At 69.1% G+C, this 24,488-nt stretch carries 24 protein-coding genes, 1 tRNA gene and 1 riboswitch; of the genes, 16 read left to right on the forward strand and 9 right to left on the reverse strand.

The features are described from left to right. Positions 1 to 5 precede the first annotated feature (5 nt). From BLQ50_RS10460 to BLQ50_RS10485, 6 genes are all read left to right on the forward strand, one after another. The gene (locus BLQ50_RS10460; protein WP_093183506.1) at positions 6 to 1,124 is read left to right on the forward strand and encodes a protein-glutamate methylesterase/protein-glutamine glutaminase; all 1,119 of its coding nucleotides are present in this window, start codon (positions 6 to 8) and stop codon (positions 1,122 to 1,124) included. Continuing rightward, complete coding sequence (locus BLQ50_RS10465; protein ID WP_093183508.1) at positions 1,121 to 1,942, forward strand: CheR family methyltransferase; 822 nt, start codon at positions 1,121 to 1,123, stop codon at positions 1,940 to 1,942. Before BLQ50_RS10460 ends, BLQ50_RS10465 begins: the two co-directional genes overlap by 4 nt. Then, positions 1,939 to 2,328: a response regulator gene (locus BLQ50_RS10470; protein ID WP_093183510.1), complete on the forward strand. Its 390-nt coding sequence runs from the start codon at positions 1,939 to 1,941 to the stop codon at positions 2,326 to 2,328. The genes BLQ50_RS10465 and BLQ50_RS10470 overlap by 4 nt, the downstream gene beginning before the upstream one ends. Next, positions 2,325 to 2,795: a chemotaxis protein CheX gene (locus tag BLQ50_RS10475; protein WP_093183512.1), complete on the forward strand. Its 471-nt coding sequence runs from the start codon at positions 2,325 to 2,327 to the stop codon at positions 2,793 to 2,795. Before BLQ50_RS10470 ends, BLQ50_RS10475 begins: the two co-directional genes overlap by 4 nt. A 130-nt stretch (positions 2,796 to 2,925) precedes the next feature. Next, on the forward strand, positions 2,926 to 3,285 hold the full coding sequence (locus BLQ50_RS10480; protein WP_093183514.1) for a response regulator: 360 nt from the start codon (positions 2,926 to 2,928) through the stop codon (positions 3,283 to 3,285). After that, positions 3,282 to 3,767: a hypothetical protein gene (locus BLQ50_RS10485; RefSeq protein ID WP_093183516.1), complete on the forward strand. Its 486-nt coding sequence runs from the start codon at positions 3,282 to 3,284 to the stop codon at positions 3,765 to 3,767. Before BLQ50_RS10480 ends, BLQ50_RS10485 begins: the two co-directional genes overlap by 4 nt. A 195-nt stretch (positions 3,768 to 3,962) precedes the next feature. Here BLQ50_RS10485 and BLQ50_RS10490 read toward each other — a convergent pair whose 3' ends face one another. Next, positions 3,963 to 4,262, reverse strand: coding sequence for a DUF2530 domain-containing protein (locus tag BLQ50_RS10490; protein ID WP_245701144.1), 300 nt, complete (start codon positions 4,260 to 4,262; stop codon positions 3,963 to 3,965). 123 nt (positions 4,263 to 4,385) lie between these two features. On the opposite strand from BLQ50_RS10490, the gene BLQ50_RS10495 reads away from it, so the two are divergent. The 4 genes from BLQ50_RS10495 (at position 4,386) to BLQ50_RS10510 (ending at position 9,129) form a co-directional block, all read left to right on the forward strand. Next, positions 4,386 to 5,870 (forward strand): NCS2 family permease, encoded by a 1,485-nt coding sequence (locus tag BLQ50_RS10495; RefSeq protein ID WP_093183520.1) that lies wholly within the window; start codon positions 4,386 to 4,388, stop codon positions 5,868 to 5,870. Positions 5,871 to 5,909: 39 nt separating this feature from the next. Further along, entirely contained in the window at positions 5,910 to 7,220 is a 1,311-nt protein-coding gene (manA, locus tag BLQ50_RS10500) for a mannose-6-phosphate isomerase, class I (RefSeq protein ID WP_093183522.1), read from the forward strand. Positions 7,221 to 7,333: 113 nt separating this feature from the next. Continuing rightward, positions 7,334 to 7,771 (forward strand): MarR family winged helix-turn-helix transcriptional regulator, encoded by a 438-nt coding sequence (locus BLQ50_RS10505; protein ID WP_093183524.1) that lies wholly within the window; start codon positions 7,334 to 7,336, stop codon positions 7,769 to 7,771. Continuing rightward, positions 7,768 to 9,129, forward strand: a complete 1,362-nt coding sequence (locus tag BLQ50_RS10510) for an MFS transporter (protein WP_093183526.1) — start codon at positions 7,768 to 7,770, stop codon at positions 9,127 to 9,129. The genes BLQ50_RS10505 and BLQ50_RS10510 overlap by 4 nt, the downstream gene beginning before the upstream one ends. Before the next feature lie 180 nt (positions 9,130 to 9,309). On the opposite strand, the gene BLQ50_RS10515 is transcribed toward BLQ50_RS10510, so the two are convergent. Further along, entirely contained in the window at positions 9,310 to 10,149 is an 840-nt protein-coding gene (locus BLQ50_RS10515) for a hypothetical protein (RefSeq protein ID WP_093183528.1), read from the reverse strand. A gap of 485 nt (positions 10,150 to 10,634) precedes the next feature. Then, positions 10,635 to 11,762, reverse strand: coding sequence for a phosphoserine transaminase (gene serC / locus BLQ50_RS10520; RefSeq protein ID WP_245701097.1), 1,128 nt, complete (start codon positions 11,760 to 11,762; stop codon positions 10,635 to 10,637). A gap of 131 nt (positions 11,763 to 11,893) precedes the next feature. Between serC and BLQ50_RS10525 the strand changes: the two genes are divergently transcribed. From BLQ50_RS10525 to BLQ50_RS10535, 3 genes are all read left to right on the forward strand, one after another. After that, positions 11,894 to 12,616 carry an iron-dependent transcriptional repressor DtxR gene (locus BLQ50_RS10525; RefSeq protein ID WP_093183532.1) on the forward strand — a complete coding sequence of 241 codons (723 nt, stop codon included), beginning with the start codon at positions 11,894 to 11,896 and terminating at the stop codon, positions 12,614 to 12,616. 138 nt (positions 12,617 to 12,754) lie between these two features. Continuing rightward, positions 12,755 to 12,917: riboswitch (cyclic di-AMP (ydaO/yuaA leader) on the forward strand. Then, positions 12,916 to 13,731, forward strand: a complete 816-nt coding sequence (locus BLQ50_RS10530; RefSeq protein WP_093183535.1) for a C40 family peptidase — start codon at positions 12,916 to 12,918, stop codon at positions 13,729 to 13,731. It overlaps the preceding riboswitch by 2 nt. Positions 13,732 to 13,850: 119 nt before the next feature. Beyond that, positions 13,851 to 14,768 carry a universal stress protein gene (locus BLQ50_RS10535; protein ID WP_093183537.1) on the forward strand — a complete coding sequence of 306 codons (918 nt, stop codon included), beginning with the start codon at positions 13,851 to 13,853 and terminating at the stop codon, positions 14,766 to 14,768. 26 nt (positions 14,769 to 14,794) lie between these two features. Here BLQ50_RS10535 and rocD read toward each other — a convergent pair whose 3' ends face one another. From rocD to BLQ50_RS10555, 5 genes are all read right to left on the reverse strand, one after another. Then, positions 14,795 to 16,021, reverse strand: coding sequence for an ornithine--oxo-acid transaminase (gene rocD, locus BLQ50_RS10540; RefSeq protein ID WP_217629151.1), 1,227 nt, complete (start codon positions 16,019 to 16,021; stop codon positions 14,795 to 14,797). Positions 16,022 to 16,097: 76 nt separating this feature from the next. Beyond that, positions 16,098 to 16,946, reverse strand: coding sequence for a dimethylargininase (ddaH, locus tag BLQ50_RS18825; RefSeq protein WP_139185798.1), 849 nt, complete (start codon positions 16,944 to 16,946; stop codon positions 16,098 to 16,100). A 136-nt stretch (positions 16,947 to 17,082) separates the two neighbouring features. Then, positions 17,083 to 17,628, reverse strand: a complete 546-nt coding sequence (locus BLQ50_RS10545; protein ID WP_093183541.1) for an SRPBCC family protein — start codon at positions 17,626 to 17,628, stop codon at positions 17,083 to 17,085. Continuing rightward, positions 17,625 to 18,446, reverse strand: coding sequence for a hypothetical protein (locus BLQ50_RS10550; RefSeq protein ID WP_245701099.1), 822 nt, complete (start codon positions 18,444 to 18,446; stop codon positions 17,625 to 17,627). Before BLQ50_RS10550 ends, BLQ50_RS10545 begins: the two co-directional genes overlap by 4 nt. After that, positions 18,443 to 18,943 carry an OsmC family protein gene (locus BLQ50_RS10555; protein ID WP_093183545.1) on the reverse strand — a complete coding sequence of 167 codons (501 nt, stop codon included), beginning with the start codon at positions 18,941 to 18,943 and terminating at the stop codon, positions 18,443 to 18,445. Before BLQ50_RS10555 ends, BLQ50_RS10550 begins: the two co-directional genes overlap by 4 nt. A 232-nt stretch (positions 18,944 to 19,175) precedes the next feature. Between BLQ50_RS10555 and BLQ50_RS10560 the strand changes: the two genes are divergently transcribed. The 3 genes from BLQ50_RS10560 (at position 19,176) to BLQ50_RS10570 (ending at position 24,147) form a co-directional block, all read left to right on the forward strand. After that, positions 19,176 to 20,819 carry a hypothetical protein gene (locus BLQ50_RS10560; protein ID WP_139185799.1) on the forward strand — a complete coding sequence of 548 codons (1,644 nt, stop codon included), beginning with the start codon at positions 19,176 to 19,178 and terminating at the stop codon, positions 20,817 to 20,819. A 290-nt stretch (positions 20,820 to 21,109) separates the two neighbouring features. Beyond that, positions 21,110 to 22,885 (forward strand): CocE/NonD family hydrolase, encoded by a 1,776-nt coding sequence (locus BLQ50_RS10565; protein ID WP_093183548.1) that lies wholly within the window; start codon positions 21,110 to 21,112, stop codon positions 22,883 to 22,885. After that, a complete protein-coding gene (locus BLQ50_RS10570; protein ID WP_093183550.1) occupies positions 22,882 to 24,147 on the forward strand; it encodes an alpha/beta fold hydrolase in 1,266 nt (421 codons plus the stop codon). The genes BLQ50_RS10565 and BLQ50_RS10570 overlap by 4 nt, the downstream gene beginning before the upstream one ends. A 50-nt stretch (positions 24,148 to 24,197) precedes the next feature. Here BLQ50_RS10570 and BLQ50_RS10575 read toward each other — a convergent pair. Continuing rightward, positions 24,198 to 24,273, reverse strand: a tRNA-Arg gene (locus BLQ50_RS10575). Positions 24,274 to 24,488 lie beyond the last annotated feature (215 nt).

A 24,488-nucleotide genomic window follows, 5' to 3' on the forward strand; every position in this document is an offset into this window, starting at 1 on the left:
TTCTCATGACGATCAGAGTCCTCGTCGTCGACGACTCGGTGGTCATCCGCCGACTCGTCGTCCTGGCCCTCCAGAGCGACCCTGAGGTCGAGGTGGTCGGGACCGCGGCCAACGGCAGGCTGGCGCTCGCCAAGGTCGAGCAGCTGGCGCCGGACGCGGTCACGATGGACATCGAGATGCCCGAGCTCAATGGCGTCGAGGCGGTGCGCGAGCTGCGCCGACGGGGGCACCGGATGCCCATCATCATGTTCTCGACGCTGACCGAGCGCGGGGCGACCGCGACGCTGGACGCCCTCTCGGCCGGAGCGTCGGACTATGTGGCGAAACCGTCCAACGTCGGCAGCATCAGCGAGTCCCTCGCGGCCGTGGCTGACCAGCTCATCCCGAAGATCCGGGCGCTGGTCCCGGCGGCGCGCCGCGCCCCGGGGACGGCCGGTCGCGCGGCGGCGCTCGCCGGCGTCGCCGCGCCCCGGTCTGCTGCGCCTCGCCAGGTGGCGACGGCGCGGCTGGGCGCCCGGCGGCACCCGATGCGCGCCGTCGTGCTGGGCTGCTCGACGGGGGGACCCGAGGCGCTCTCCCGCGTCGTCGAGCGGCTCACCGTCCCGCTGGCAGTCCCGATGCTTGTGGTCCAGCACATGCCGGCGGTGTTCACCCGCCAGCTGGCGAACCGGTTGGACCGGCTTGGGCCGTCCCAGGTCTACGAGGCCGAGGACGGTCAGGCCCTCGTGCCGGGCGGGATCTACATCGCCCCGGGCGACACCCACCTCGAGGTCGAGGGCAAGCCTGGCCGGTTGCGGGCGCGGATCACCCGCACCCCGCCGGTGAACTTCTGCCGTCCCTCGGTCGACGTGCTCTTCCGATCGGCCCTCGACGTGATCGGCCCGGACTTGCTCGCGGTGGTTCTCACCGGCATGGGCGCGGACGGCAAGGCCGGCGCCGGGGCGATCGCGGAGGCGGGCGGAACCGTCGTCGTGCAGGACGAGCAGACCTCGGTCGTGTGGGGGATGCCCGGGGCGACCGCAACTGCGGGGTACGCCCACCGCATCTTGCCGATCCTGGAGATCGGGCAGACCATCTCCGGCCTCGTCCAGGCCGGTTCGGGTATCAAGGAGGTGTCACAGTGAGTCTGACCGCAGAGAGCTTCACCTTCGTTGCGGACCTGGTCCGCAAGCGGAGCGCGATCCACCTGGCCCCCGGCAAGGAGTACCTCGTCGAGAGCCGGCTGATGCCGTTGGCCCGGCGCTGCGGCGTCACCGTCGACGACTACGTCCGACGGCAGCGGGTCGCTGCCAACCCGCTCGAGTTCGAGCTGATCGTCGAGGCGCTCACCACGAACGAGACGAGCTGGTTCCGGGACGCGCTCCCGTTCCAGGCGCTCACCGAGCACATCCTGCCCCAGGCAGTCGGGGCGCTGACGGCCGGGGTTCCGCTGCGGATCTGGTCGGCGGCCTGCTCGACCGGGCAGGAGCCGTACTCGATCGCGATGACGGTTCTCGAGCAGCTGCGGGCCTCGCGTCGGGTGGAGATCATCGCGACCGACCTGTCGGGGGAGGTGCTCGACAAGGCGGGCCGGGGCGTCTACTCCCAGCTCGAGATCAACCGTGGCTTGCCCGCGAGGTTCCTCGTCAAGCACTTCACCAAGCGGGGCGCAGAGTGGGCGATCGCCGACGAGCTGCGGTCGATGGTGCGCTTCTCCAAGCACAACCTGCTCACGGCGCCCCCGATCGGGGGACCCTACGACATCGTGTTCCTGCGTAACGTCCTCATCTACTTCGACGTCGAGGTCAAGCGGGACATCTTGCGGCGTCTGCGCAAGTCCATGCGCCCGGGCGGATTCTTGGTCCTGGGCGCGGCAGAGACCACGGTCGGAATCGATGACGCGTGGACCCGGGTCCAGGTGGGCCGCAGCTCGATCTATCAGAACTCAGGGAGCTCAGCATGAAAGCACTGGTCATCGACGATTCTCGGACCATGCGACGGATCGTGTCGTCCGTGCTCAAGGATCTTGGCTACGACACGGTCGAGGCGGGGGACGGCCAGCAGGCGCTCGACGCCCTCGCCGCGGCGGGGGACGGGGACTTCGACCTGGCGTGCATCGACTGGAACATGCCGGTCATGGACGGGCTGACCTTCGTCACGAAGGTCCGGGCGAACCGGGCTTGGCGGGGCATCACGCTGATGATGGTCACCACAGAGAGCGAGCACGGCCAGATCGTGCGGGCGCTCGCAGCCGGCGCCCACGAATACCTGATCAAACCGTTCACCCCGGATGCACTCCGGGACAAGCTGGAGCTGCTCGGTCTGCTCCCGATCGAGGAGTTGGCATGAGCACTGCACTGGTAGTGGTGGCCAAGGACCAGATCCTGGCCATCACGCAGGACGTCTTCGCGGCGATGATCGACGGCGGCGAGGTGCTCATCACCGAGCGTGCGGGCGCAGCGGGCGAGTTCGTCGACCCTGTCTGTGCGTGGGTCGACATGACCGTCGCGGCGCTCGGACTGGGCGCGCGCGCTGTTGTGCGCACCGAGACCGCAGCCGCGCACGAGCTCACGCGGGCGCTGCTGATGATGGACGCGTCGGAGTTCGTCGGTCCCGAGGACCTGGCCGACGCCTTTGGCGAGCTGGCCAACGTGGTGGGCGGGAACGTGAAGTCGCTCCTGGCGGCGCCCGCCGTGCTCAGCCTGCCGACCGTGGCCGCCCACGCCCCGGAGCTCGGCGCCGGGCAGTTCTTGCAGGACCTCACCCTCGACTGGCGCGGTCACATCCTGGTGGTCTCGCTGTGGATGCTGGGCTGAGGACGCAGGGCTGATCCGCGCCGACGAGGCGTGAACCGCGCCGACGAGGCGCCAACGACGTGGTCTGCGTGGCCGTGCGGCCGCCGCAGACCACCTGAAGAAGTAGAACAGAAGCTTAGGGAGGGAACCCATGTACGTCCTTGTTGCCGATGACAGCCGTGTCATGCGCCAGATCGTGATCCGTACGCTGCGCCAGGCTGGCTACGACTGGCAGATCGTCGAGGCCGCCGACGGCCAAGAGGTCTACGACCTCGCACTCTCGGAGCAGCCAGACCTCATCCTGTCCGACTGGAACATGCCCAACGCCACCGGGATCGAGGCGTTGAACGCCTTGCGCCAGGCCGGGTGCGACATCCCCTTCGGGTTTGTCACCTCCGAGGGATCCCAGGAGATGCGCGACCAGGCCGACGCCGCCGGCGCACTCTTCCTCATCGCGAAGCCGTTCACCGCGGAGTCCTTCCGCGAGGTCCTCGAGCCGGTCCTGGCATGACCAAGACGCCGCTGCCCAGCGCCAAGCAGACCCGTGAGCTCCTGGAGGGGCTGTTCGGTCGGGAGATGGCCGTACTCACCGGCGGTCCGATGGTCGACCCGGCCGGGCCGGGCGGCGCGGTCGTGGCCGAGTACATCTCCGACCAGATGCAGCTCGCCGCGCTCGTCGTGATGGACGTGCCGATGGCCGCGCGGGCCGGGGCAGCCATCGCCCTCATGCCCTCGAGCGCGTCGGAGGCTGCGGTCGACGACGGCGAGCTGACGGACGTGCTGCTGGAGAATGCCGGGGAGATCCTCAACGTGGTGGCCTCGTTGTTCAACGCGGAGGGCGCCCCGCACGTGCGGCTCAACGCGGTTCACGCCCCGAACGAGGCCCTGCCCGGCGATGTCGCCCCGTGGGTCATGTCCTACGTGGCCCGCCTCGACCTCGAGTGCGACATCGCCGGCTACGGCCCCGGCGCCCTCTCCGTCCTAGTCCTCTAGTCCCACCCCTCCACCCCCTCCCTACCTCTCCCCCCTACCTCCCCCTCGCCCTCGCCGAACTCGTGAACGGCTCGCCGAACTCGTGAGTCAGGTCCGTTTCTCACGAGAGAAGGACCGTGGCTCACGAGTTCGGCGGACGGTTCACGAGTTCGGCGGACGCCGGGCTGGCGGACGCCGGGCTGGCGGGGGCAGGGGTTAGGCGGGCGGTGCGTCGTCGGGCAGATCGACGACGACGTTGCGGGTCTCGGCGACGGCGCGGTAGCGACGGCGGTTGACGTGCTCCCAGGCGAGGGCAAGGAGCCCGAGCCCGAGCCCGGTCGCGCAGATGACCAGCTTGCTCGTGACGTCGAGGTCGAAGCCGACCGCGAGGACGCCCAGCACCAGAGCTGCGACGGCCCACAGCACCATGCCCGCCACGATGATGCGCCGAAGGTCCACCTGGAGGGGCTGCGGGCCGGGGCGGCGCCGCTCAGGGTGGAGGAAGAGATCGAACATCGAGCGCACAGCCCCAGCCTAGTGGTCCGCCGACGGCCCCTGACCAGGGACGGGCGCAAATATGCAGATCGTGTGCCGAGACGGCGGCGCTGGAGAGTCCTCGAGTCGGGCACAATATTGCTCATGGCGAACACCAACACCCTTGACAAAGCGCCGCCTAAGGGCGCTATCGACCGGTTCTTCAAGATCACCGAACGTGGCTCGTCCATCGGTTCGGAGATCCGCGGAGGCCTCGTTACGTTCTTTGCGATGAGCTACATCATCGTGCTCAACCCGATCATCCTCGGCAACGTCGCGGACGGCACTGGCCAGTTCCTCGGCGGCGGTGACGGCCCGAACATCGCGATGATCGCGGCCGCGACCGCGCTCATCGCCGGCGTGCTCTCGATCGTCATGGGCCTGGTGGCCAACTTCCCGCTCGCGCTCGCAGCGGGCATGGGTCTCAACGCGGTGGTCGCCTACTCGATCGCCAGCCTGCCGGACATGACCTGGGCCGATGCCATGGGCATCGTTGTCCTCGAAGGCCTCATCATCCTGCTGCTCGTGCTGACCGGCTTCCGGGAAGCGGTCTTCAAGGCCGTCCCGGCCGAGCTCAAGGCCGCGATCAGCGTCGGCATCGGCTTGTTCATCGCCTTCGTCGGCATGGTCGACGCCGGCTTCGTGCGGATCCCGGCGAGCTTGTCCACCCCGGTCGAGCTCGGCATCGCCGGGTCGATCTCCGGCTGGCCTTTGGTCATCTTCGTCTTCGGTCTGCTCACCTCGATCGTGCTCATGGTCCGCAAGGTCAAGGGCGCCATCCTCATCGCCATCGTCGCCTCGACCGTGATCGCCGTGATCGTCGAGGCCGTTGCCAAGGTCGGTGGGATGTTCGGCGCCGACGGCGTCAACCCCAGCGGCTGGAAGCTCAACGTCCCGGCAGTCCCGGACCAGATCGTCGACGTGCCCGACTTCTCGCTGCTCGGCCAGTTCTCGCTCTTCGGCTCCTTCGAGAAGATCGGCGCCGTCGCGGTCATCCTGCTCGTCTTCTCGCTGCTGCTCGCCGACTTCTTCGACACCATGGGCACCATGGTGGCCGTGGGCACCGAGGCGGGCCTCGCCGACGAGAACGGCGACCTGCCCAAGACCCGCCAGATCCTCGTCGTCGACTCGATCGCCGCCGTCGCCGGTGGCATGGGTGGTGTGTCCTCCAACACGAGCTACGTCGAGTCCGCCGCAGGAGTCGGAGACGGCGCCCGCACCGGCCTCGCCTCGATCGTCACCGGCATCGCCTTCCTGCTGGCCACGTTCTTCGCCCCGATCGTCGACATGGTGCCCTCCGAGGCCGCCACCCCGGCGCTCGTCGTTGTCGGTTTCCTCATGTTCATGCAGATCTCCAGCATCGACTGGAAGAACTACGAGGTCGCCATCCCGGCCTTCCTGACGGTCGTCATCATGCCGTTCACGTACTCGATCTCCGCGGGTATCGGCGCGGGCTTCGTCGCCTTCGTCGTCATCAAGATCTTCGTCGGCAAGATCAAGGTCATCCACCCGCTCATGTGGGTCGCGGCCGTCATGTTCGTGCTGTACTTCGTGCGCGGCCCGCTGGGCGACGCACTGGGCGCCTTCTGACCGAGGCATCTTGGCCGGGCCTGACGTAAGGTCTTGCCCGTGACACCGAGCCACATCTTCCGCCTGACCAACCAGCTGCAGAACTATGCCTGGGGGTCCACGACGGCCATCCCCACGCTTCTCGGAGCGGTCGGGGACGGCCGTCCGGTCGCGGAGATGTGGCTCGGTGCGCACGCGCTCGGTCCCTCGATGGCCGATCCGGTCCTGCTCCCGCTCGCCGCGGTGGGCACCCCCGCAGCCCTGCCCTCTGCCCTGCCCGACGCCGCGGCCACCCCCGCAGGCCCCCCGGCCGACCCGGCGGCCGCCGGAAGGCGCTCGCTCGCGGACCTGCTCCGCGCCGACCCCGACCGCCTGCTCGGCCGCTCGGTCGTCGAGGCCTACGGCCCGCGCCTGCCCTACCTGCTCAAGTTCCTCGCCGCGGCTTCGCCGCTCTCTCTCCAGGTCCACCCCAAGCCGCACGTCGCCCGCGCCGGGTATTCCCAGGAGAACGCGGCCGGCGTGCTCCCGGACTCGCCCGAGCGCAACTTCAAGGACGACCAGCACAAGCCCGAGATGCTCGTGGCGTTGACGCCCTTCGAGGGGTTGTGCGGCTTCCGGCGCCCGGCCCGGATCCTCGCCCTGCTCGACGGGCTCGAGGGGTACACGGTCGGGCAGATGCGCGCCGCGCTGGTCACCCGCCCCACGGCCGACGGCGTCCGGGCGGCCTTCGAGATCGCACTGTCGGCCCGCGAGGGGGACTGCACGGCCGACCTTGCTCGCACGATCGACTCGATCCGGGGGCGGATCGATCGCGGCGAGTCCACTTCGCGCGGCGACCAGACCGCGGTCGACCTGGCGACCTGCTTCCCGGGGGATCCCGGCGCGCTCGTCTCGCTCATGCTCAACAGGATGTCCCTCGCCCCCGGCCAGGCGGTCTTCCTGGGTGCGGGCGAGATCCACGCCTACCTGTCCGGGGTGGGCGTCGAGGTCATGGCGAGCTCGGACAACGTGCTGCGGGCCGGGCTGACGACCAAGCGGATCGACGTCGACGTGCTGCTGCGCTGCGCCAGCTACGCACCCCGGCCCCCGGAGCACCCCGTGCTGCGCGCCGAGCCCGGCGGCCTCACCGGGTACCGAGCGCCGGTGGCGGAGTTCGCGCTGATCTACGGAAGGGTCGCGGGTGAGGCCCTGATCACCCACACCGGCCCGCGGATCCTGCTGTGCCTGGACGGCGAGGTCGAGATCACCGGCCCGCTGGGCCCGCTCGTCTGCGTCACCCAGGGCGAGTCCGTCTTCATCGGGCACGACGCCGGCCAGGTCACCCTGGTCGGGTCGGGCGTCGTCGTCGTCGCGTACGTGCCCTACGCCTGACGAACGCTGCCCGCCCCTCGGGGCCGGGACGTCGTCGGGCATGGAAGGTGAAAGTCGTGTGAGCGACGGCTGATCCCATATTCTTACCTAAGGTAATGAGTTAAGGTAAGGGTATGAGCCAGGCGGACGCGTGCACACCAGGAACCCTCGGCGGGCAGCTGCGGGTCTCCATGAACCGTGTCTCCCGGCGGCTGCGCGCCCAGCGCGGGGAGGCGGACCTCTCCGAGGGTCAGTTCGCGGTTCTGACCGCGATCAACCGGCACGGACCGATGACCCCCGGGGTCCTCGCCGAGCACGAGAACATCCGCCCGCCGTCGATGACCCGGACGGTCAACGCCCTCGTTGAGCTCGGGTTGGTCGCCAAGGCCGGCGATGCGACCGACAAGCGGCTCGTCGTCGTCGAGCTCACCGATGTCGGACGCAACGAGATCAAGGTGACCAAACGGCGTCGGGATGCCTGGCTCACCAAGAAGCTGGGTCAGCTGACCCCTGAAGAACGGCAGACGCTCGCCGATGCGAGCGAGCTGCTCACGAGGATCGCCAGCCAATGAGTCCTACCTTTGCCTCCCTGAGGTATTACAACTACCGCCTCTGGTTCGGCGCTGCCCTGGTGAGCAACGTCGGCACCTGGATGCAGCGTGTCGCACAGGACTGGGTGGTCCTGACGGTGCTGACCGACCACTCCGCCGTGGCCGTCGGCTTCGTCACGGCCCTGCAGTTCGCGCCCATCCTGTTCTTGTCCGCATGGGCGGGGGTCGTCGCTGACCGTGTCGATCGTCGCAAGCTGCTCATGGTCACGCAGGCCGCGATGGGTGTGTTGGCGCTGGCGCTGGGGGTGCTGGTGCTCTCCGGAAAGGCGGAGCTGTGGCACGTGTACGTCTTCGCGGCGCTCCTGGGCTGCGTGACGGCCTTCGACAACCCGGTGCGACAGACGTTCGTCGCCGAGATGGTCCCCGCAGAGAAGCTCTCCAACGCGGTGGGTCTGAACTCCGCGAGCTTTAACGCTGCCCGTCTTGTCGGCCCAGGTGTTGCCGGTCTGCTCATCGCTGCGGTCGGTTCCGGGTGGATGTTCGTCATCAACGGACTGACCTTTATCGCCGTGATCATGGCCATGACGCGGATGCGGCTCGGCGAGCTGAACAGGCTCCCCATCGCTGCCCGGGCCAAGGGCCAGATCCGGGAGGGGGTCCGGTATGTCCGCAACCGCAGCGACATCATCGTCATCATGGTGGTCATCGGCGTGGTCTCGACCTTTGGGTTGAACTTCCAGCTGACCTCCGCGGTCATGGCCACCGAGGTGTTCCACAAGGGCGCGGGGGAGTACGGGATCTTGGGTTCCATCCTCGCGATCGGGTCCCTCGGGGGCGCGTTGCTCGCTGCACGGCGGGAGCGCCCGCGCGTCCGGCTGGTCATCGGTTCAGCGTTCGCCTTCGGCGTGGCGGCAGGGGCCATGGCCCTCATGCCCACCTACCTCACGTACGCGCTGGCAAGCATCCCGGTCGGCTTCGCCAGCTTGACAATGATGACGGCAGCAAACAGCACCATCCAGATGACCACCGACCCGAAGATGCGCGGCCGAGTGATGTCGTTGTACATGATGGTGTTCTTGGGTGCGACGCCCATCGGCTCGCCGATCGTCGGGTGGATTGCGGAGGCCTTTGGCCCGCGCTGGTCCATCGGCATCGGCGCGATCACCGCCATCATCGTGTCGATCGGCGCGGCGATCTGGACTCGCCGCAACTGGGACTACACGGTGAAGTACCAGGTCTTCCACCGTCCGCACGTGGCTGTCACGTACGGCATGTCCGCCGACGACGGACCCGTCCGCCCGGACGAGCCGGCCAAGCGCCGCGAGGTAGCCGACCGCCTGGGTGTCCAGGAAGCCAAAGACCGCACGGCAGGCGCCTGACACCGCCCACCCCGGGACCATCCTCCCCGGCTCCGGCTCCGGCTCCGGCTCCGGTCCGCTCGTCCTCTCGCCGAACTCGTGAACCGCTCGCCGAACTCGTGAGCTAGGGCCGTTTCCCGGCCTGGGAGCGGTGTGGTTCACGAGTTCGGCGGCTCGTTCACGAGTTCGGCGCCTTGTGGGTCAGGTGAACGTTCGACGGCGCTGTTGGCGGCGGAGGGCGTCCCAGAGTCGGGCGACGAGGGCGGCTGGGTTGTAGAGGTCCTCCCACATCACGCGTACGACGAGCCACCCGAGCTCTTCGAGGGCATCCTGTCGGCGTTTCTCGTCGTAGAAGGCCTGATCGGCGCCGCCGCCGTCGGTGGTGTATTTGATGCGACCGTCGAACTCGACGGCGACCTTCAGGTCTGACCACCCGAGGTCGACGTACCGCCGGCCCAGGTGGGTGTCGACCGCGATCTGCAGCTCGGGCGCAGGGAGCCCTCCGCGCACGACGACGAGCCGCAGCAACGATTCACCGGGAGACTCGGCGCGCGCGTCCGCGAGGGGAAGGATGGAACATGCCTTGCATATCCCCCGTGAACCGCGCGCGCGGAGGAGGGCTGATTCGAGGTCGTCGACCGACAGCCCACGTCGTAGCGCCGAGTCAGCGATGACCAAGGCTTGTCGTTCGCTGAGCGTGCGGGCGCAGTCGACCACTGATCGGGCAAGGCTGGTCACCGGAATCCCATCGACGACAGTCATCTCATCGGCGCGCAACGCTGCGGTGTGGCGCTTCACCTCGGGGTGCGCGCCGCGCTGCTGGTTGTGACGTTGGATCAGATGGATGCTCCCATCGAGGTCGACGGTGTCGCATCCGTGGATCAGGGCAGCAGACTCGCCGCAGAACCAGTGCTCGGTCCGAAGCCCGGCGTGGACGGCCGCGATCCGTGCGGTCGTCCGGGCATGGGCGGCGCGAGCGGGGCTGTCGGTCGGGGTGGGCGGGTGCAGCCAGGCCCAGCCACGATAAAGGGGCGTGACCAAGGCCGGACGAAACTCTCGGCGAGGAGTACCAGGCTCAACGATGACGGGTGCGAGGGCCTCGAAGGGCCGTGGCCCGGGTTGTATGGATGGTCGCATCCCCCAACGGTGCGGCAGGCGCGGACCGGACCGCGTCGTCGCCGGTCGTGCCTGTGGACGAGCCCATACCAACCGGTCCCGTGTGCAGCCTCTTCCCAGGCCCCCGCGCCCCATCCCTCCCCCGCGAGCCCTCCCGTCGAACTCGCTCCCGCGAACCCTCCCGTCGAACTCGCTCCCGTCGAACTCGAGAATCCCCCGCCCAACTCGTGAGCTAGGGCGGTAGACGCCCAGGGAATCGGCCTGATTCACGAGTTCGGCGGCGCGCTCACGAGTTCGGCGGGAGGCGGAGGCGGAGACGGCGGAGTCGGAGACGGGGACGGGGCAGGACAGGGGGAGGGGGCGGGACAGGGAGGGGGCGGGACAGGGAGGGGCGTGAACGCCCCCCAGGGTCAGGCGGAGTGCTCGATGACGTAGTCGATCGACTCCGTCAGCGCCTGGACGTCGCTCGGGTCGACCGCGGGGAACATCGCCACCCGGAGCTGGTTGCGGCCGAGCTTGCGGTACGGGTCGACGTCGACGACGCCGTTCGCGCGCAGCGTCCGGGAGATGGCCGCGGCGTCGATCGAGTCGTCGAAGTCGATGGTCCCCACGACCGTGGAGCGGGTGGCCGGGTCGGCCACGAACGGCGACGCGAAGCTGCGACTCTCGGCCCACGAGTAGAGGATCGCGGCCGACTGGGCGGTCCGGGCGGCCGCCCACGCCAGCCCGCCCTGCCTGAGCATCCAGTCGATCTGCTCCGCGAGCAGGAAGAGCGTGGCGATAGCCGGGGTGTTGAGGGTCTGGTGCGCGCGCGAGTTGGTCACGGCGTTCTGCAGGGACAAGAACTCCGGGATCCAGCGGTCGCTCGCGTCGATCTCGGCGATCCGCTCGATCGCCGCGGGCGAGGTGAGCGCGAGCCACAGACCGCCGTCGGAGGCGAAGGACTTCTGCGGCGCGAAGTAGTAGACGTCGCTCTCGGCGACGTCCACCGCCAACCCGCCGGCACCCGACGTCGCGTCGATCAGCGTCAGCGCGCCGTCCTCGACGGACCCAGGCACCCGGCGCACGGGAGCCATGGCACCGGTCGACGTCTCGTTGTGGGCCCAGGCATACACGTCGGCGTCGGCCACGTACTCGGGGAGTACGGCCGTTCCGGCCGGGCTCGTCGTCACGGCCGAGGCCGCCAGGAACGGCGCGTTCGTCGTGGCCTGGGCGAACTTCGCCCCGAACTCGCCGAAGGTGGCGTGCGCGGCGCGGTCGCGGACGAGGCTGAACGTCGCGGCATCCCAGAACGCCGTCGAACCGCCGTTGCCGAGGACAACCTCGTAGCCGTCGGGCAGGGAGAAGAGCGCGGCGAGCCCGGACTGCACCCGCTCCACGAGCTCCTTGACCGGAGCCTGGCGGTGCGAGGTTCCCATGAGAGATCGTCCGCTCGCAGCGAGGGCGGCGAGCTGTGCTTCACGGACCTTTCCCGGACCGGCGCCGAAGCGGCCGTCGACGGGTAGGAGGCTGGCGGGAATGGTGAGGTTCTCAGTCACGCAGCACACCCTACGCGCTCGCCCCTGCCGCACGCGCGGGCCTGTGCACAGGAGCGATAAGGTGGGCGTAGATACGTGTGAACGACGCTGACCAGCGTCGCTCGAGGCCATCTGACGCACTGGAGGAACGCGTGAGCGACCTGATCGACACCACTGAGATGTACCTGCGGACGATCTACGAGCTGGCGGAAGAAGGCATCGTGCCGCTGCGTGCCCGGATCGCGGAGCGGCTGGGCCACTCCGGGCCGACCGTGTCCCAGACCGTGGCACGCATGGAGCGCGATGGGCTCGTCGTCGTCAGTGGGGACCGTCACCTCGAGCTCACCGAGGTCGGGCACAACAAGGCGATGCGGGTCATGCGCAAGCACCGCCTCGCCGAGCGCCTGCTCACCGACGTGATCGGCCTGGACTGGGAGTTCGTCCACGAGGAGGCCTGCCGCTGGGAGCACGTGATGAGCGACCGCGTCGAGAAGCGCCTCGTCGACCTCCTGGACCACCCGAGCTTCTCCCCGTATGGCAACCCGATCCCCGGCCTCGCCGAGCTGGGCGACGCCGCACCCGAGGTGGGCTTCCTCGACGGAGTGGTCTCTCTCCCGGCGTTCGTCGCGAAGTCCAGCGCGGGCGCCCTGCCCGACGCCGCGCCGTTGGTCGCGACCGTGGCTCGCCTGGGCGAGCCGCTGCAGACCGATGTCGAGCTGCTGACCCGTCTGGCGTCGGCCGGGGTCAAGCCTGGCGGAGTTGTCCACATCGAACTTCTTGAGCGTGGTGCCGGCATCTCTGTCACCTCCGAAGGTGCGGACGTCGTGCTTGACCTGCCCGAAGAGGTTTCACGCCACATCTTCGTCGCGCTCTGACTCACCCGCCGGCTCGTGCGAGGGGAAAACTCGTCGTGATCGGAACGTGACATTGGGGGTTCATCTGATGTACCTTCGACTTGCTTCATAGGAATAGAAAACCGACGAAGTACTTGAGCGGACGCCAAACCTTGCCACCGCTCATGGTTGCCTAGAACCCGCTGGCAAGGACGGGGGACCCAAATTCGGGTGCTGCTCGCAGCATCCTTGGGGTGAAGCCTTTCGGACTTCGGTTCGCGAGGCCGGGTGTACTCCTACCCGAACCCGACAGCTGACCTCGCAGGCGTATTGGAGCAAACATGACTTCTAGCACTACACGTGCCCGCCACCGTGCGGCACGGCGGCCGATCACGCCGCTGAGCTTGCTCGCAAGCGCCGCGTCCGAGAACGTGGTCGCTGTCGGCAAGCGCTCGGCGATCGTGGCGGCCTCCTCCGGCCTCCTCGTCTCGCTGATGGCGGCCGCACCGGCCTCCGCAGCTCCCGTCCACAGTGATGCTGCGGTCTCGACCGTCGACGTCGCGGCCCTCACCACCGAGGCCCGCGCCGCACTGAGCACCGCACCGACCGTCACCGTCGCAGCCGATGCGTCGTGGACCGTCGAGCAGTCCGACATCTCTGTCACCCCGGCTCCCGAGCCGGTCAAGGTTCGTACGGTGGCTGCCGCCTCGCGGACCGCCGAGCGTACCGCCCTCACCACTGCGACGGCTACGGGCACCTCGACGGCGGCCAAGGCTGCAGCGCCGGCCGCTGCCGCACCGGCCACCGTGGCTCCGGCCTCCGCGGCAGGCAGCTCCATCATCGACATCGCGAGCCGCTACGTCGGCGTTCCGTATGTCTCCGGTGGATCGACTCCGAGCGGCTTCGACTGCTCGGGCCTCACGTCCTACGTCTTCGCCCAGGCTGGCATCTCCCTCCCGCGCACCTCGGGTGCGCAGGCCAGCGCTGGAACGGTCATCCCTCGTGACCAGGCTCAGCCCGGTGACCTGATCGCCTCTCCCGGCCACATCGCGATCTACGCCGGCGGCAACACCCAGATCGACGCACCGAAGCCGGGCAAGACAGTCCAGTTCCGTGAGATCTGGCAGTCCAACCCGGTGTTCATCCGGATCGGCTGAACGCACCAGCATCTGTGAAGAGACCCGAGTCGCCCTGCGGCTCGGGTCTCTTTGCGTCATGACCGGGTAATGTCTCCTACAAGTACAGTCACTGGTTCGTCCTGCAGAGGGAGATCACGATGTCGCACGCAGATGCCATCCTTGTCGGTGTCGACGGCTCGGCGTCGAGCCTGCATGCCCTGGACTGGGCGACCGCCCAGGCGGCCCGCAGCGGACAGCCCGTGACGGTCGTCTGCACGTACTCGTTGCCCTCGTTTGCCGCGGCTTCTCTCGACGGCGGATACGCGGCGTTGGACGACTCCGCGATCCAGGAGGGCGCCCGCGCTGTCCTCGACGACGCCAAGGAACGAGCCAGCCGGGCCGGTGTCGAGGTGACGACCCTGATCGCGACCGGTGACGCCGCCGGGGTCCTGGTCCAGATGTCGAAGGACTTCTCCCTCGCGGTGGTCGGCACCCGCGGCCGCGGCGGGTTCGCCGAGCGCCTGCTGGGCACGGTCTCCTCAGCGCTGCCCGCGCACGCCCACTGCCCGACGGTCGTCGTGCCCTTCCGGGGCGACGACGGCGGGGATGGGGCCGTGGAGATCCACCCGCTGCGACGGATCGTCGTCGGCGTCGACGGCTCCCCGTCCGCCTACGGTGCGCTGCACCTGGCGATCAAGCAGGCCCAGCTCTGGGACGCCGAGCTCGTCGCGGTGGCCGGGGTCCCGGTGGGCTCAGGTGCGGGCCTGCTCGCCTGGCTGCCGGCAGCCATCGACCACGAGCAGGTGCTCTCCGACGTGACCGACGGTCTCAACGCGATCGTCGACAAGGCCGAGGCTGCGAATGCCGGCGTGAAGATCCGCCGGATCGTGCTCGACGGGACCGGCGCGGAGCTGCTCACCGAGTTCTCGAACGCGAGCGACCTGCTCGTCGTCGGCTCGCGTGGCCGCGGCGGCTTCGCCGGCCTGCTGCTCGGGTCGACGAGCCAGGCCGTGCTGCACCACTCAAAGTGCCCCGTCCTCGTGGTCAACAAGCGGTGCGAAACCCCTACGGAGTGATCTCCGCCTGATCCAGACCTGACCGGCTACCGGTCGGAGGTCGCGGCCCGCTCCTCCAGGACAGACCGGAGCCGGTCCAGCCCGAGGTCGAGGTCGCCTGCGTCGATGGTCAGTGGGGGAGCGAGCCGGATGGTCGCCCCGTGGGTGTCCTTGGCCAGCACGCCGGCGTCGAGCAGTGCGCGGCACAGGTCACGTCCGGAGCCCTGACCGGGCTGAAGGTCGATCCCGGCCCACAGCGCGGCGCCGCGCACCTCTGCGACCAGCTCGTCGGTGACGAGGTCGTCGAGCCGGGTCTGAAAGTGGTCGCCGAGCACCCGGGCACGCTCCTGCACCTCGCCGGTGGCCAGCAGGTCCACGACGGCCAGACCCACGGCGCAGGCCAGCGGGTTCCCGCCGAAGGTCGATCCGTGGGTGCCGGGGGTGAACACGTCCAGCACGTCCGCGCGCCCGACGACGGCGCTCACCGGCACGATCCCACCGCCGAGCGCCTTGCCCAGGGTGACCAGGTCGGGGCGGACGTTCCACAGGTCGCACGCCAGCGTGGTGCCGGTGCGCCCCAGGCCCGACTGGATCTCGTCGGCGATGAGCAGGATCCCCGCGTCGTCGCACAGCGTGCGCAGGCTCGCCCAGAACCCCGGCGGCGGGACGACCACCCCGGCCTCGCCCTGGATGGGTTCCATGAGGACCGCGACCGTGGTCTCGTCGATCGCGTCAGCGACCGCCTGGGCGTCTCCGAAGGGGACGATCCGGAAGCCAGGCGTGTACGGGCCGTAACCGTCGCGGGCCTCGGCGTCGGTCGAGAACGACACGATCGTCGTCGTACGGCCGTGGAAGTTGCCGGCGGCGACGATGATCGTCGGCTCGGCGATCCCATGGCGGTGACCCCACTTGCGGGCCGCCTTGATCGCGGTCTCGACGGCCTCGGCGCCCGTGTTCATCGGCACCATCATCGGGGTGGTGCCGTCGAGCTTGAGGGAGTCGGCGACCAGGGAGCACAGGGCGTCGGCGAAGGGCTCCAGCAGGTCGTGGCCGAACGCCCGGGAGGTGAGCGTGACCCGATCGAGCTGGGCGGTGGCGGCCTCGACGAGCGCCGGGTGGCGGTGGCCGAAGTTCAGCGCGGAGTATCCGGCGAGGAAGTCGAGGTGCTCCCGACCGGTGGAGTCGGTGACCCACGAGCCGAGGGCGGTCGTGATGGTCACCGGGAGGGGGTCGTAGTTGTGCGCGAGCCTGGCGGCGGTGTGCGGGACTGCCATGTCTCCTCCTGGTGGGCTGTGGGCTGTGGGCTGTGGGCTGTGGACGGTGGGTGCTGATGGGCGGCCGGCTGGCGGGTCAGCGTGCGGGGCGGATCTCGAGGGTGCAGCATTTCGCTCCGCCGCCGCCGAGCAGCAGCTCCGACGTGTCCACGGCGATCGGTGTGTACCCGCGTTCGGTGAGCTGGCCAGCCAGACGTGTGGCCCGCGGGCTGAGCACGACGTGCGTGCCGTCAGATACGCCATTGAGCCCGAGGACGGTCGCGTCGGCCTCGGTGGCCAGGACCGCGTCGGGGAAGAGCGCGGCCAGCAGGTCGACGCTCGCGGGGGAGAAGGCACCGGGATAGTAGGCGATCTGGCCCGGCCCAGGACGGCCGCGGCCGCGATCGCCCGGGTCGCCGTCGCTGCCCTCCAGGACGATCACGGCGGTGTCCAGGTGGTAGAACCGCGGATCGACGAGCTCGAGGGTGACAACCTCCCGGCCCCACAGCGCGGCCGCTTCGCGATGCGCGGCGACCTCGGTTCGGAACCCGGTCCCGGCGAGGATCCGTTCGCCCACGGTCAGGAGGTCCCCCTCGCCCTCGTTGCGATGGACGGCGTCGTGCACTGCGAAGCCGCGCCGGGCGAACCAGTCCAGATACACCGCCGCTTCGCTGGCGCGTTGGGCGACGGTGAAGCGGGCGCCGTAGACCACACCGTCGACGACGGTCGCGCCGTTCGCCGCGTAGACCATGTCCGGCAGGCCGGGCACGGGGTCGATGAGCTCGACCGTGTGCCCCAGGTCCAGGTACACGTCGCGCAGCCACTCCCACTGCTTGACGGCGAGCGCGGTGTCGGTGGGGACGCGGCTGTTCATCCACGGATTGATCTCGTAGCTCACTGTGAAGTGGTCCGGGCGGCACATGAGGTACCGGTGGGCCTGCGTCATCGAGTTGCCCCCTCACCGGCTGGCGCCGAAGCGGATCTGCTTGGCCTCGAGACTACGCCGCGGCGGCGTCTTGAGCAGGCATTTTGCGTATGCACTTCGGGGACCGGCGCGGATCAGGGGGATGGCCTGGGCTCGGTCAGATGGCCGCGACCTCGCGAGCGAACCGGGCCAGCGCGAGCCGCATCATCGCGCCCAGCACCGGGCCGACGACGGCGCGGGTCACCCGCGCGGGCACCGGCCCGGCCAGGTAGGCGTCCTCCCACCAGGTGACGCGCGAGCGTCCGGGGCCGGACGGCTCCACGATGATGCCCGCAGCCCCGAGCAGGACCGGCCCGGCCTTGCGCAGCGTCATGCTCGACGTCGTGCACGCCGCCCCTGGCCCGGCTGTGCGGAGCTCTGTGACGATCATCCGGTCGGGGAGACCGCGTCCTGGGCCGGAGATCATGGTGAACCGGGTGCCCACGGGGAAGGGACCAGCCGGGAGCGGGCCAGCGGCGGTCATCGGATACCGGCCGTGGGTGAGCGGGATCCACCGGACGTGGTTGCGCACGTCCGCGAGGAGGGCGAACGTGGAGGCCGCGTCGAGGTCGACGACGCGGGTCACCTGGACGCGGCGAGGTGCGGGGTCGCGCGCCGCCAGCCGCGCCACGAGGGTCGCCGCCGGCTGGGTGGAGTCGGTCATCGTGTGCCGGGTAGCGCGGGGTCGCTGGGTGCAGCGTCGCCTCGGCGGTGCTTCTCGCTCACGGGCGTCAGGAAACGCGGGGGCGGGGGGCCGAACGCCTTGCCGGTCTGGTGGACCACGGTTCTCGACAGCACCCGACCGCCGATGATCCCCACGGCCGCGCCGATCCCGAAGGGGATGACCCGGCCCAGGGCCAGCGAGGTCTGTTTGACCATCATCCGCTTGACGAAGCGGCCGGTGAGCACCTTGTTGACCTGGCGGATCGTGTTCGTGGGCATGGAGGTCAGCAGCACCGTCCCCCAGGCGGCCATGGGCTTGCCGGAGACCTCCGCGATCGCCTTGGCCCCCGAGTCCCCGAGCACGGCGGCGAGCAGCAGCGCCCGGCGGCGCTCCGTGTCGTGCACCTCGATGCCGTGGACCTCGGCGACGGCCAGGGCGTAGGCGCAGGACGCGGTGAAGAAGGTCGCGACGTCGGCCGTGCTCAGGACGAGGCTCACGCTGGTGCCGATGCCGGGCACGACGGCGGCAGTTCCGACGGCCCCGCCCGCTCCCTGCAGCAGGAACGAGTACTCCCGCGTGAGCAGGCCGATGATGCGCTGCGGGTCGGCCTCGGGGTTGCGGCGGCGGAGGCTGTCCACGTGGGCGCGGATGGTCGAGGCGGGAATCGTCACCGCCTGGTCGATCGCCGCGTCCAGGAGCGGGGTGCGCCGAGTCAGCGCGGCGACCACTCCAGGACGTGACGGCTCGACGCTGTGCGGCGCGGGGGGCGTCACGGCGTAGGACGCCTTTGGCGCGGCGTCCTGCCTGCCCCGTTTCATGCGCCCGCACCGTCCGGCGCGCCGACGGATTCGATGCTCAGCTCGATCGTCGCTCCGGCCTTGAGCGTGCGACCCACGGTGCAGGACTGGTCGATCGCCCGGGTGACGACGGTGATGAGGCGCTCGCGGGCGGCCTCGTCGAGGGCGCTCAGGTCGACCTCGAGGCGTTCGACGAGCTCGGGGTAGCGGTCTTCGTCGCGCTTGTTGACGCCGGAGACGTGGATCGTGGCCGGGTAGTCGTCGCCGAGCCGCCGGGCGAAGGCCGCGTCGGAGGCCAGGCCGGTGCAGCTGGCGAGGGCGATCTTCAGGAGCTCACCGGGGGTGAACGTCTCCTCCGCCCCGGCGCCGCCGATCTGCACGACGCCGCCGCGCTCGGAGTAGCCGACATAGCGGCGGGTGCCGGTCCGCTCGATCCACAGCGCGGGCTGCTCGGGCGCCTGCTCTGGGGCGGGGGTGGAGGCATCGGTCTGCGGGGCGGTAGCGAGGGCGTCAGTCATACGGTCGATTCTCGCACCTGCCGTCAGGGAGGGGCCAGGCGTGTCCGCCCTCGATGCGTCCCGGCAGTGAAATCTTTCACCCGCTCCAGTTTCGCGCGCCGCGTTATGAGCGCACGTTTCGGGTGTCTTCACAGGCAGGTAGAACGAACAGGTTCACGGGGACCACCCTCCAGCATCTGCAGCTCAGGCTGCGGATCGGGCCCGCTAGACCATCACAGAATGCGAGAGAGTCATGACTGCACGACACATTGCGCGACGCGCTGATCGGCGACAGCGTCCGGTGCTGCGGCGCCTGGCGGCCTCCGTCGCCGCACTCGCGCTGGTCGCGGCCCCCGCGGTTGTCGGGCTGAGCGTGGCAAACGCTGCGCCGGTCGTGGCCGCTGCGGTTCCGTCGGCGCTGTTCACTGAGTTCACGGCGCCCTTGTGCCCCGGAGAGACCTATTTCGATCCGACCAGCTCTGGTACGTACATGGCAGATGGCGATCTGACTGCGGTCACGGGGGAGCGTTTGGTGGCGTACAACTCGGGGGCGGTCGTGCCACTCTACGATTCCTACGGTGGGGACGAGGGAGTGACCGGAGACCTCCACCAGAGCACTGCCTACCCGCCGCTGTGCGGCACGCGCTATGTCGAGACCTCTAATGGGAATCTTCAGAAGGCGGTCTCGGAGTGGATGTACTGCACCGACATCACGTCGCTGGTCTGTGGCGGCGCGGCGCTTGACGGAACGCTCCTAAACGAGGACGGCGAGCCCCTCAACTCGATGACAAACCTGCCGGGAGGGAACCCGAAACTGTCCGAACGTCCCGACGACGAGCGACTGATCGCCTACCTCATTGAGCATGGGCACGAGTACACGGGAATCGGATACTACAACTTCACGAACGAGCCCGGCGATGTGCCGGTGACCTTCGCAACCTCGGACAAGACGACTTCAGATCGCGTCGCGCTCCAGGCGCTCGTGTGGTGTGTGAGCGACGCGGGGGTGTTCACCAACACTGACCTCATCGCTACCTGCGAGACGAATCTCCCAGCAGATGAGCGGGCCCGACTCCTCGCCCTCATCCCTGCGGAACCGACCGTGACTCTCGCGTTCGACGTCTCCGGCCAGACCTACAAGGTTGGGGAGACGGCGAAGGTCAGCCTGACGACCAACGTCTACGAGCGCCCGATCACGATCACGTCCGCCTCCACGGACACGTTCGTCGTCTGCCCCGCCAGCGCAGACAAGGCCACCATCACGGGTTCGAAGCTCACAGTCACCGCGCCCGCGCCTGGAGAGCCCGCGGACACCCGAGTGGAACTGTGCGCCACGGTGACCGCGCCTGGGGACGCTGACGTGTCGGTCAGCACCGTACCTGCCTCGGTCACGCACATCGGCTGGAACCAGTCGATCAACCCAGACCTCGATCCGTGCCAGGTCTACGCGACCTTCAACGAGGACAGCCAGCAGGCCATCAACTCCGACGCCAGTGCAACCTTCGTCTCCGTCACCGAGCCGACGGATCCCGCGACTGACGAGCCGACGGATCCCGCGACTGACGAGCCGACGGATCCCGCGACTGACGAGCCGACGGATCCCGCGACCGACGAGCCGACGGACACTGCGACTGACCCGGTCAACACGGTGGTGGTCGAGAACACGGTCATCACCACGACGTCCTCCACGGTCGTCGGAGTGGCCGCCGCCCACGAGGCCGCAACGACCGTCAAGTCGGGTGACGCTCTCGCCGCTACCGGCTCTGACGGAGCACCGCTGCTGTACACCGCAGCCGGGGTGCTCCTGCTCGGCGCGGGGATCGTCGTCTGGACGAGCATGAGCCGACGACGCAACGAGGTGCTGGCCCGGGAGTCGAGCATCGAGCAGACCAGCTGAGGACAACCGTCACCCGCTGACGACGCATGACAAGAGGGACCCCGCAGCCTGCGGGGTCCCTCTTCCTACTCGTTGGCGGCGCAGTGTCGCGTGTCTGAAGATCCTGGAGGCGTGGCTGTCGTGGGCCTCGGCGCGGTAGCGGTGTCGCTCGCGCGCGGCGCCGGGATGCGATCCGCGACGGTAGTGCCTAACCTCATCGTGGTACATATACCAATCAAACGGCGGGAGAGCGGATGGATCGGCGGCAGTGCCACCGCGACCCCAGTTTCCACCGATGAGGAGTATTCCCTGTGCCCGAACATGCGCATCTCCCGCTGCACTCGTCGATGGCCGGGCGGCAGTACGCCGGCTGGACCCCGCGCGCTGCGGCGTTCGAGGGGATGGGTCAACGGATGCTGCCCGACCAGGCCATCTCCGTGTCGGACGGGGCGGTGCTGCACGCCGACGTGTACCTGCCGCAGAGCGAGGGCCGCTATCCGGCAGTGCTCTCCTTCGCTGCGTACAGCACGGAACGCCTGACGGCGGGCATCCCGGCCGGTTCGAACGAGATCGGATCCCCGCCGGTGTTCACCGACCGCGGATATGCGCCGGTGATCGTCGAGCGACGCGGCATGGGCCGATCCACGGGCGAGCAGGTGGTGTTCTTCGATCCGCAGGACATCGATGACCACGAAGCGGCGATCGCGTGGGCGGCTGAGCAGCCATGGTGCACGGGCGAGGTGGTCCTGTTCGGCACCTCCTACTACGGCATGACCCAGCCGATGGTCGCTGCGCGGCGCCCTCCGGCGCTGAGAGCGTTCTTCGCCAACGAGATCTGCACCGACCTGTACCGGCAGCTCGTCTACTTTGGCGGTGTGCCCGCACTGCACTTTCTCGACGTGTGGATGGGCGCGAACTTCACGCAGAAGGAATACGACGAGCGGATCTCACCCGATCGGCGCGCCGCGATCAGCCAAGCGACCAACGGCCCGCTGCACGGCCTGGTCGAGAAGGTGGTTCATCACAACGTCGACCGCATGTTCGCAGCGTTCATGGCCGCAACACCCGTGGAGGCGGTGCGCGAGGTGTACGCGAGCTGGCTCTTCGATGCGAAGTCGCGTGAGGCGAACCTGGTGCCGGTCGGCGCCGAGGGCACGCTCGGCGACATCGACGTTCCGTTCGTCGTGGTGCAGAACCTCGGCTACTTCAACCTGCACCAGTTCGGCAGCTACGACCTCGTCGAGAACGCCGGCACCGCGGAGGATTCGAAGTGGTTGATCCTCGCACCGCCCGCCTACGATCTCCCCGTCTACTCCTGGCAGGGTGAGGCGCTCGCGTTCTTCGACCATGTGTTGCGAGGCACGGACAACGGGTACGCCGAGCAGCCGCACGTGCGGTACTGGCTCGACGGGCCAGACCAGTTCGAATCGGCCACGGCCTTCCCGGCTGCAGACGCTGCGTCGCTGCGCCTGCACTTGGGGTCCGGCGGCGCGGACGCCCAGCGCCACCAGCTCTCGGCCGACCCGACGGCGTCCGGTTCGAACTCGTGGGCTGCCGTCCCGATCGGGCTTCCCGTCCTCGGTGGGCTCGACGAGGTCGCCAATCAGCAGCTCACCTTCGAATGGCCCGTCACATCTCAGACGCGGCTCGCGGGCGCCGTCACGGCGAACCTGTCCTTCAGCTGCAACGAGATCGACTCCTACGTGCTTGCACGGCTCTCCCGCATCGACGCCGAGGGACGACGCCATCACCTGTCGATGGGTGCCATCCGCCCCGCGGCACGCACCGTCGACGACCAGCGCAGTACGGCGATCGAGATCGCGATCGACTCCGGCCGACGGACACCGCTGATCCCGGGGGAGTGCGTGACCCTGCGGTTCAGCCTCACTCCGGCGCCGACGCTGCTACAGCCCGGCGACGCGCTCCGGCTCGACATCGCCAGCCGCACCGACCTGCTGCGGATGAGCCCCGCCGACGGGTACGCACAATTCGACCTACCTGTCCCGCCCTACCTCAGCCGCAACACGCTGCACTACGGCGGGGCGAGCTGGATCGAGCTCGGACACTCGACCCCACTGGGCGCATGAGGAATCCCGAACGAACGCACGAGGTCGAGGCAGACGATCACGTCACCCGCAGGGCGCGCCGTCGCCGGGTCCTCCGTTGGTCGGCGTCGCTCGTTCTGGCCGTCATCGTCTTGGTGTTCCTGCTCGTCCCGGACGCGAGAAAACTTGCCGGCTTCGTGTTCCGGGTCGGCGAGGGTGTCGTCGCGGAATCGTCCGTCGCACCGTTCTACGACGCGCCGACCCCCACGCCCGCAGCGCCGGGCACGATCGTGCGGCTGGAGCCGATCACGGGGACGCCCGACGGAGCACGAGCATGGCGGCTCATCTACCATTCCACGGATGTGTCCGGTGCGGACATCCTCGTCTCGGGTGTCGTCGTGGTGCCCGCCTCTCCGGCGCCGGCAGGTGGGCGGACCGTCATCTCCTGGGCGCATCCGACGACCGGGTCGGCTCCACGGTGCGCGCCCTCGAGCGGTATCGCACCGTTCGTCTTCATCGAGGGCCTCACGGATCTGCTCGCAGCCGGGAACGTCGTCGTGGCAACCGACTACTCCGGGATGGGGGTCGCGGGTCCACCCTCCTATCTGATCGGCGCGACCGAGGCGGCGAACGTCCTCGATATCGTCCGCGCGGCCCGCACCATGGACGACGTCGACGCCAGCAACCGCGTTGTGCTGTGGGGTCATTCCCAGGGCGGGCATGCGGCCCTGTTCGCAGCTCAGGAGGCCGCGTCGTACGCGCCGGAGCTGAGCGTCGCAGGCGTCGCGGTCGCCGCTCCGGCGACCGAGCTCGGCGCGCTTCTGGACGCTGACATCGGCGACGTGGCCGGCGTCTCGATCGGCGCCTACGCCTTCACCGCCTACGCTGACGCCTACGCTTCCCGACTCCCGGCGGACCCGCTCACGACGATCCTCACCGACGCGGGAGCGGAAGCCGCACCATCGATGGCGCGACTGTGCCTGCTCGGGCAGAACGACGCGCTCCACGCGATCGCGAAACCCCTCATCGGAGGATTCATCTCGACCGACCCCGCGACCGCGCCAGGCTGGAGCGAACTGCTCGCGGAGAACTCACCTACCCTCGCACCGCTCCTGATGCCGCTGTTCGTCGCGCAAGGCGCGAAAGACACTCTCGTGCGACCCGAGATCACCGCCGCCTATGTCGCCTCCCAGCAGCAGGCCGGCACACGCATCGAATCGCATGTCTATCCCGACAAGACCCATGCCACGGTCGCGACCGCCGCGATACCTGACCTGCTGACGTGGATGCGCGCCCTGCCCTGACCAGACCGATGCCGCTTGATGCTGAGACGGCACGGCCGCGAGCCGATCTATGGTGCGCCCGGGCAGATTCGAACTGCCGACACCCGCTTTAGGAGAGCGGTGCTCTATCCCCTGAGCTACGGGCGCGTGAGCGTGACCAGATTACCCGACCCAGCCAGATGCGCGGCATCTGGCCGCAGAAACCTCGCGCGCGGAGCGCAGGGCGCGGTTCCTGATACACGTTTTCCCTGTGATCTGAGTCACAGAGGGGCGGCGCAGGTTGTGAACGTTCGCCTTGGGCATTGACTCCGCCGATTTGTGCGTGCACACTCTTCTTCGACAGTGCGTGCCGCCTGCCCCCT

Origin of the sequence: Sanguibacter gelidistatuariae (assembly GCF_900096585.1) — a bacterium.
GTDB lineage: Bacteria > Actinomycetota > Actinomycetes > Actinomycetales > Cellulomonadaceae > Sanguibacter > Sanguibacter gelidistatuariae.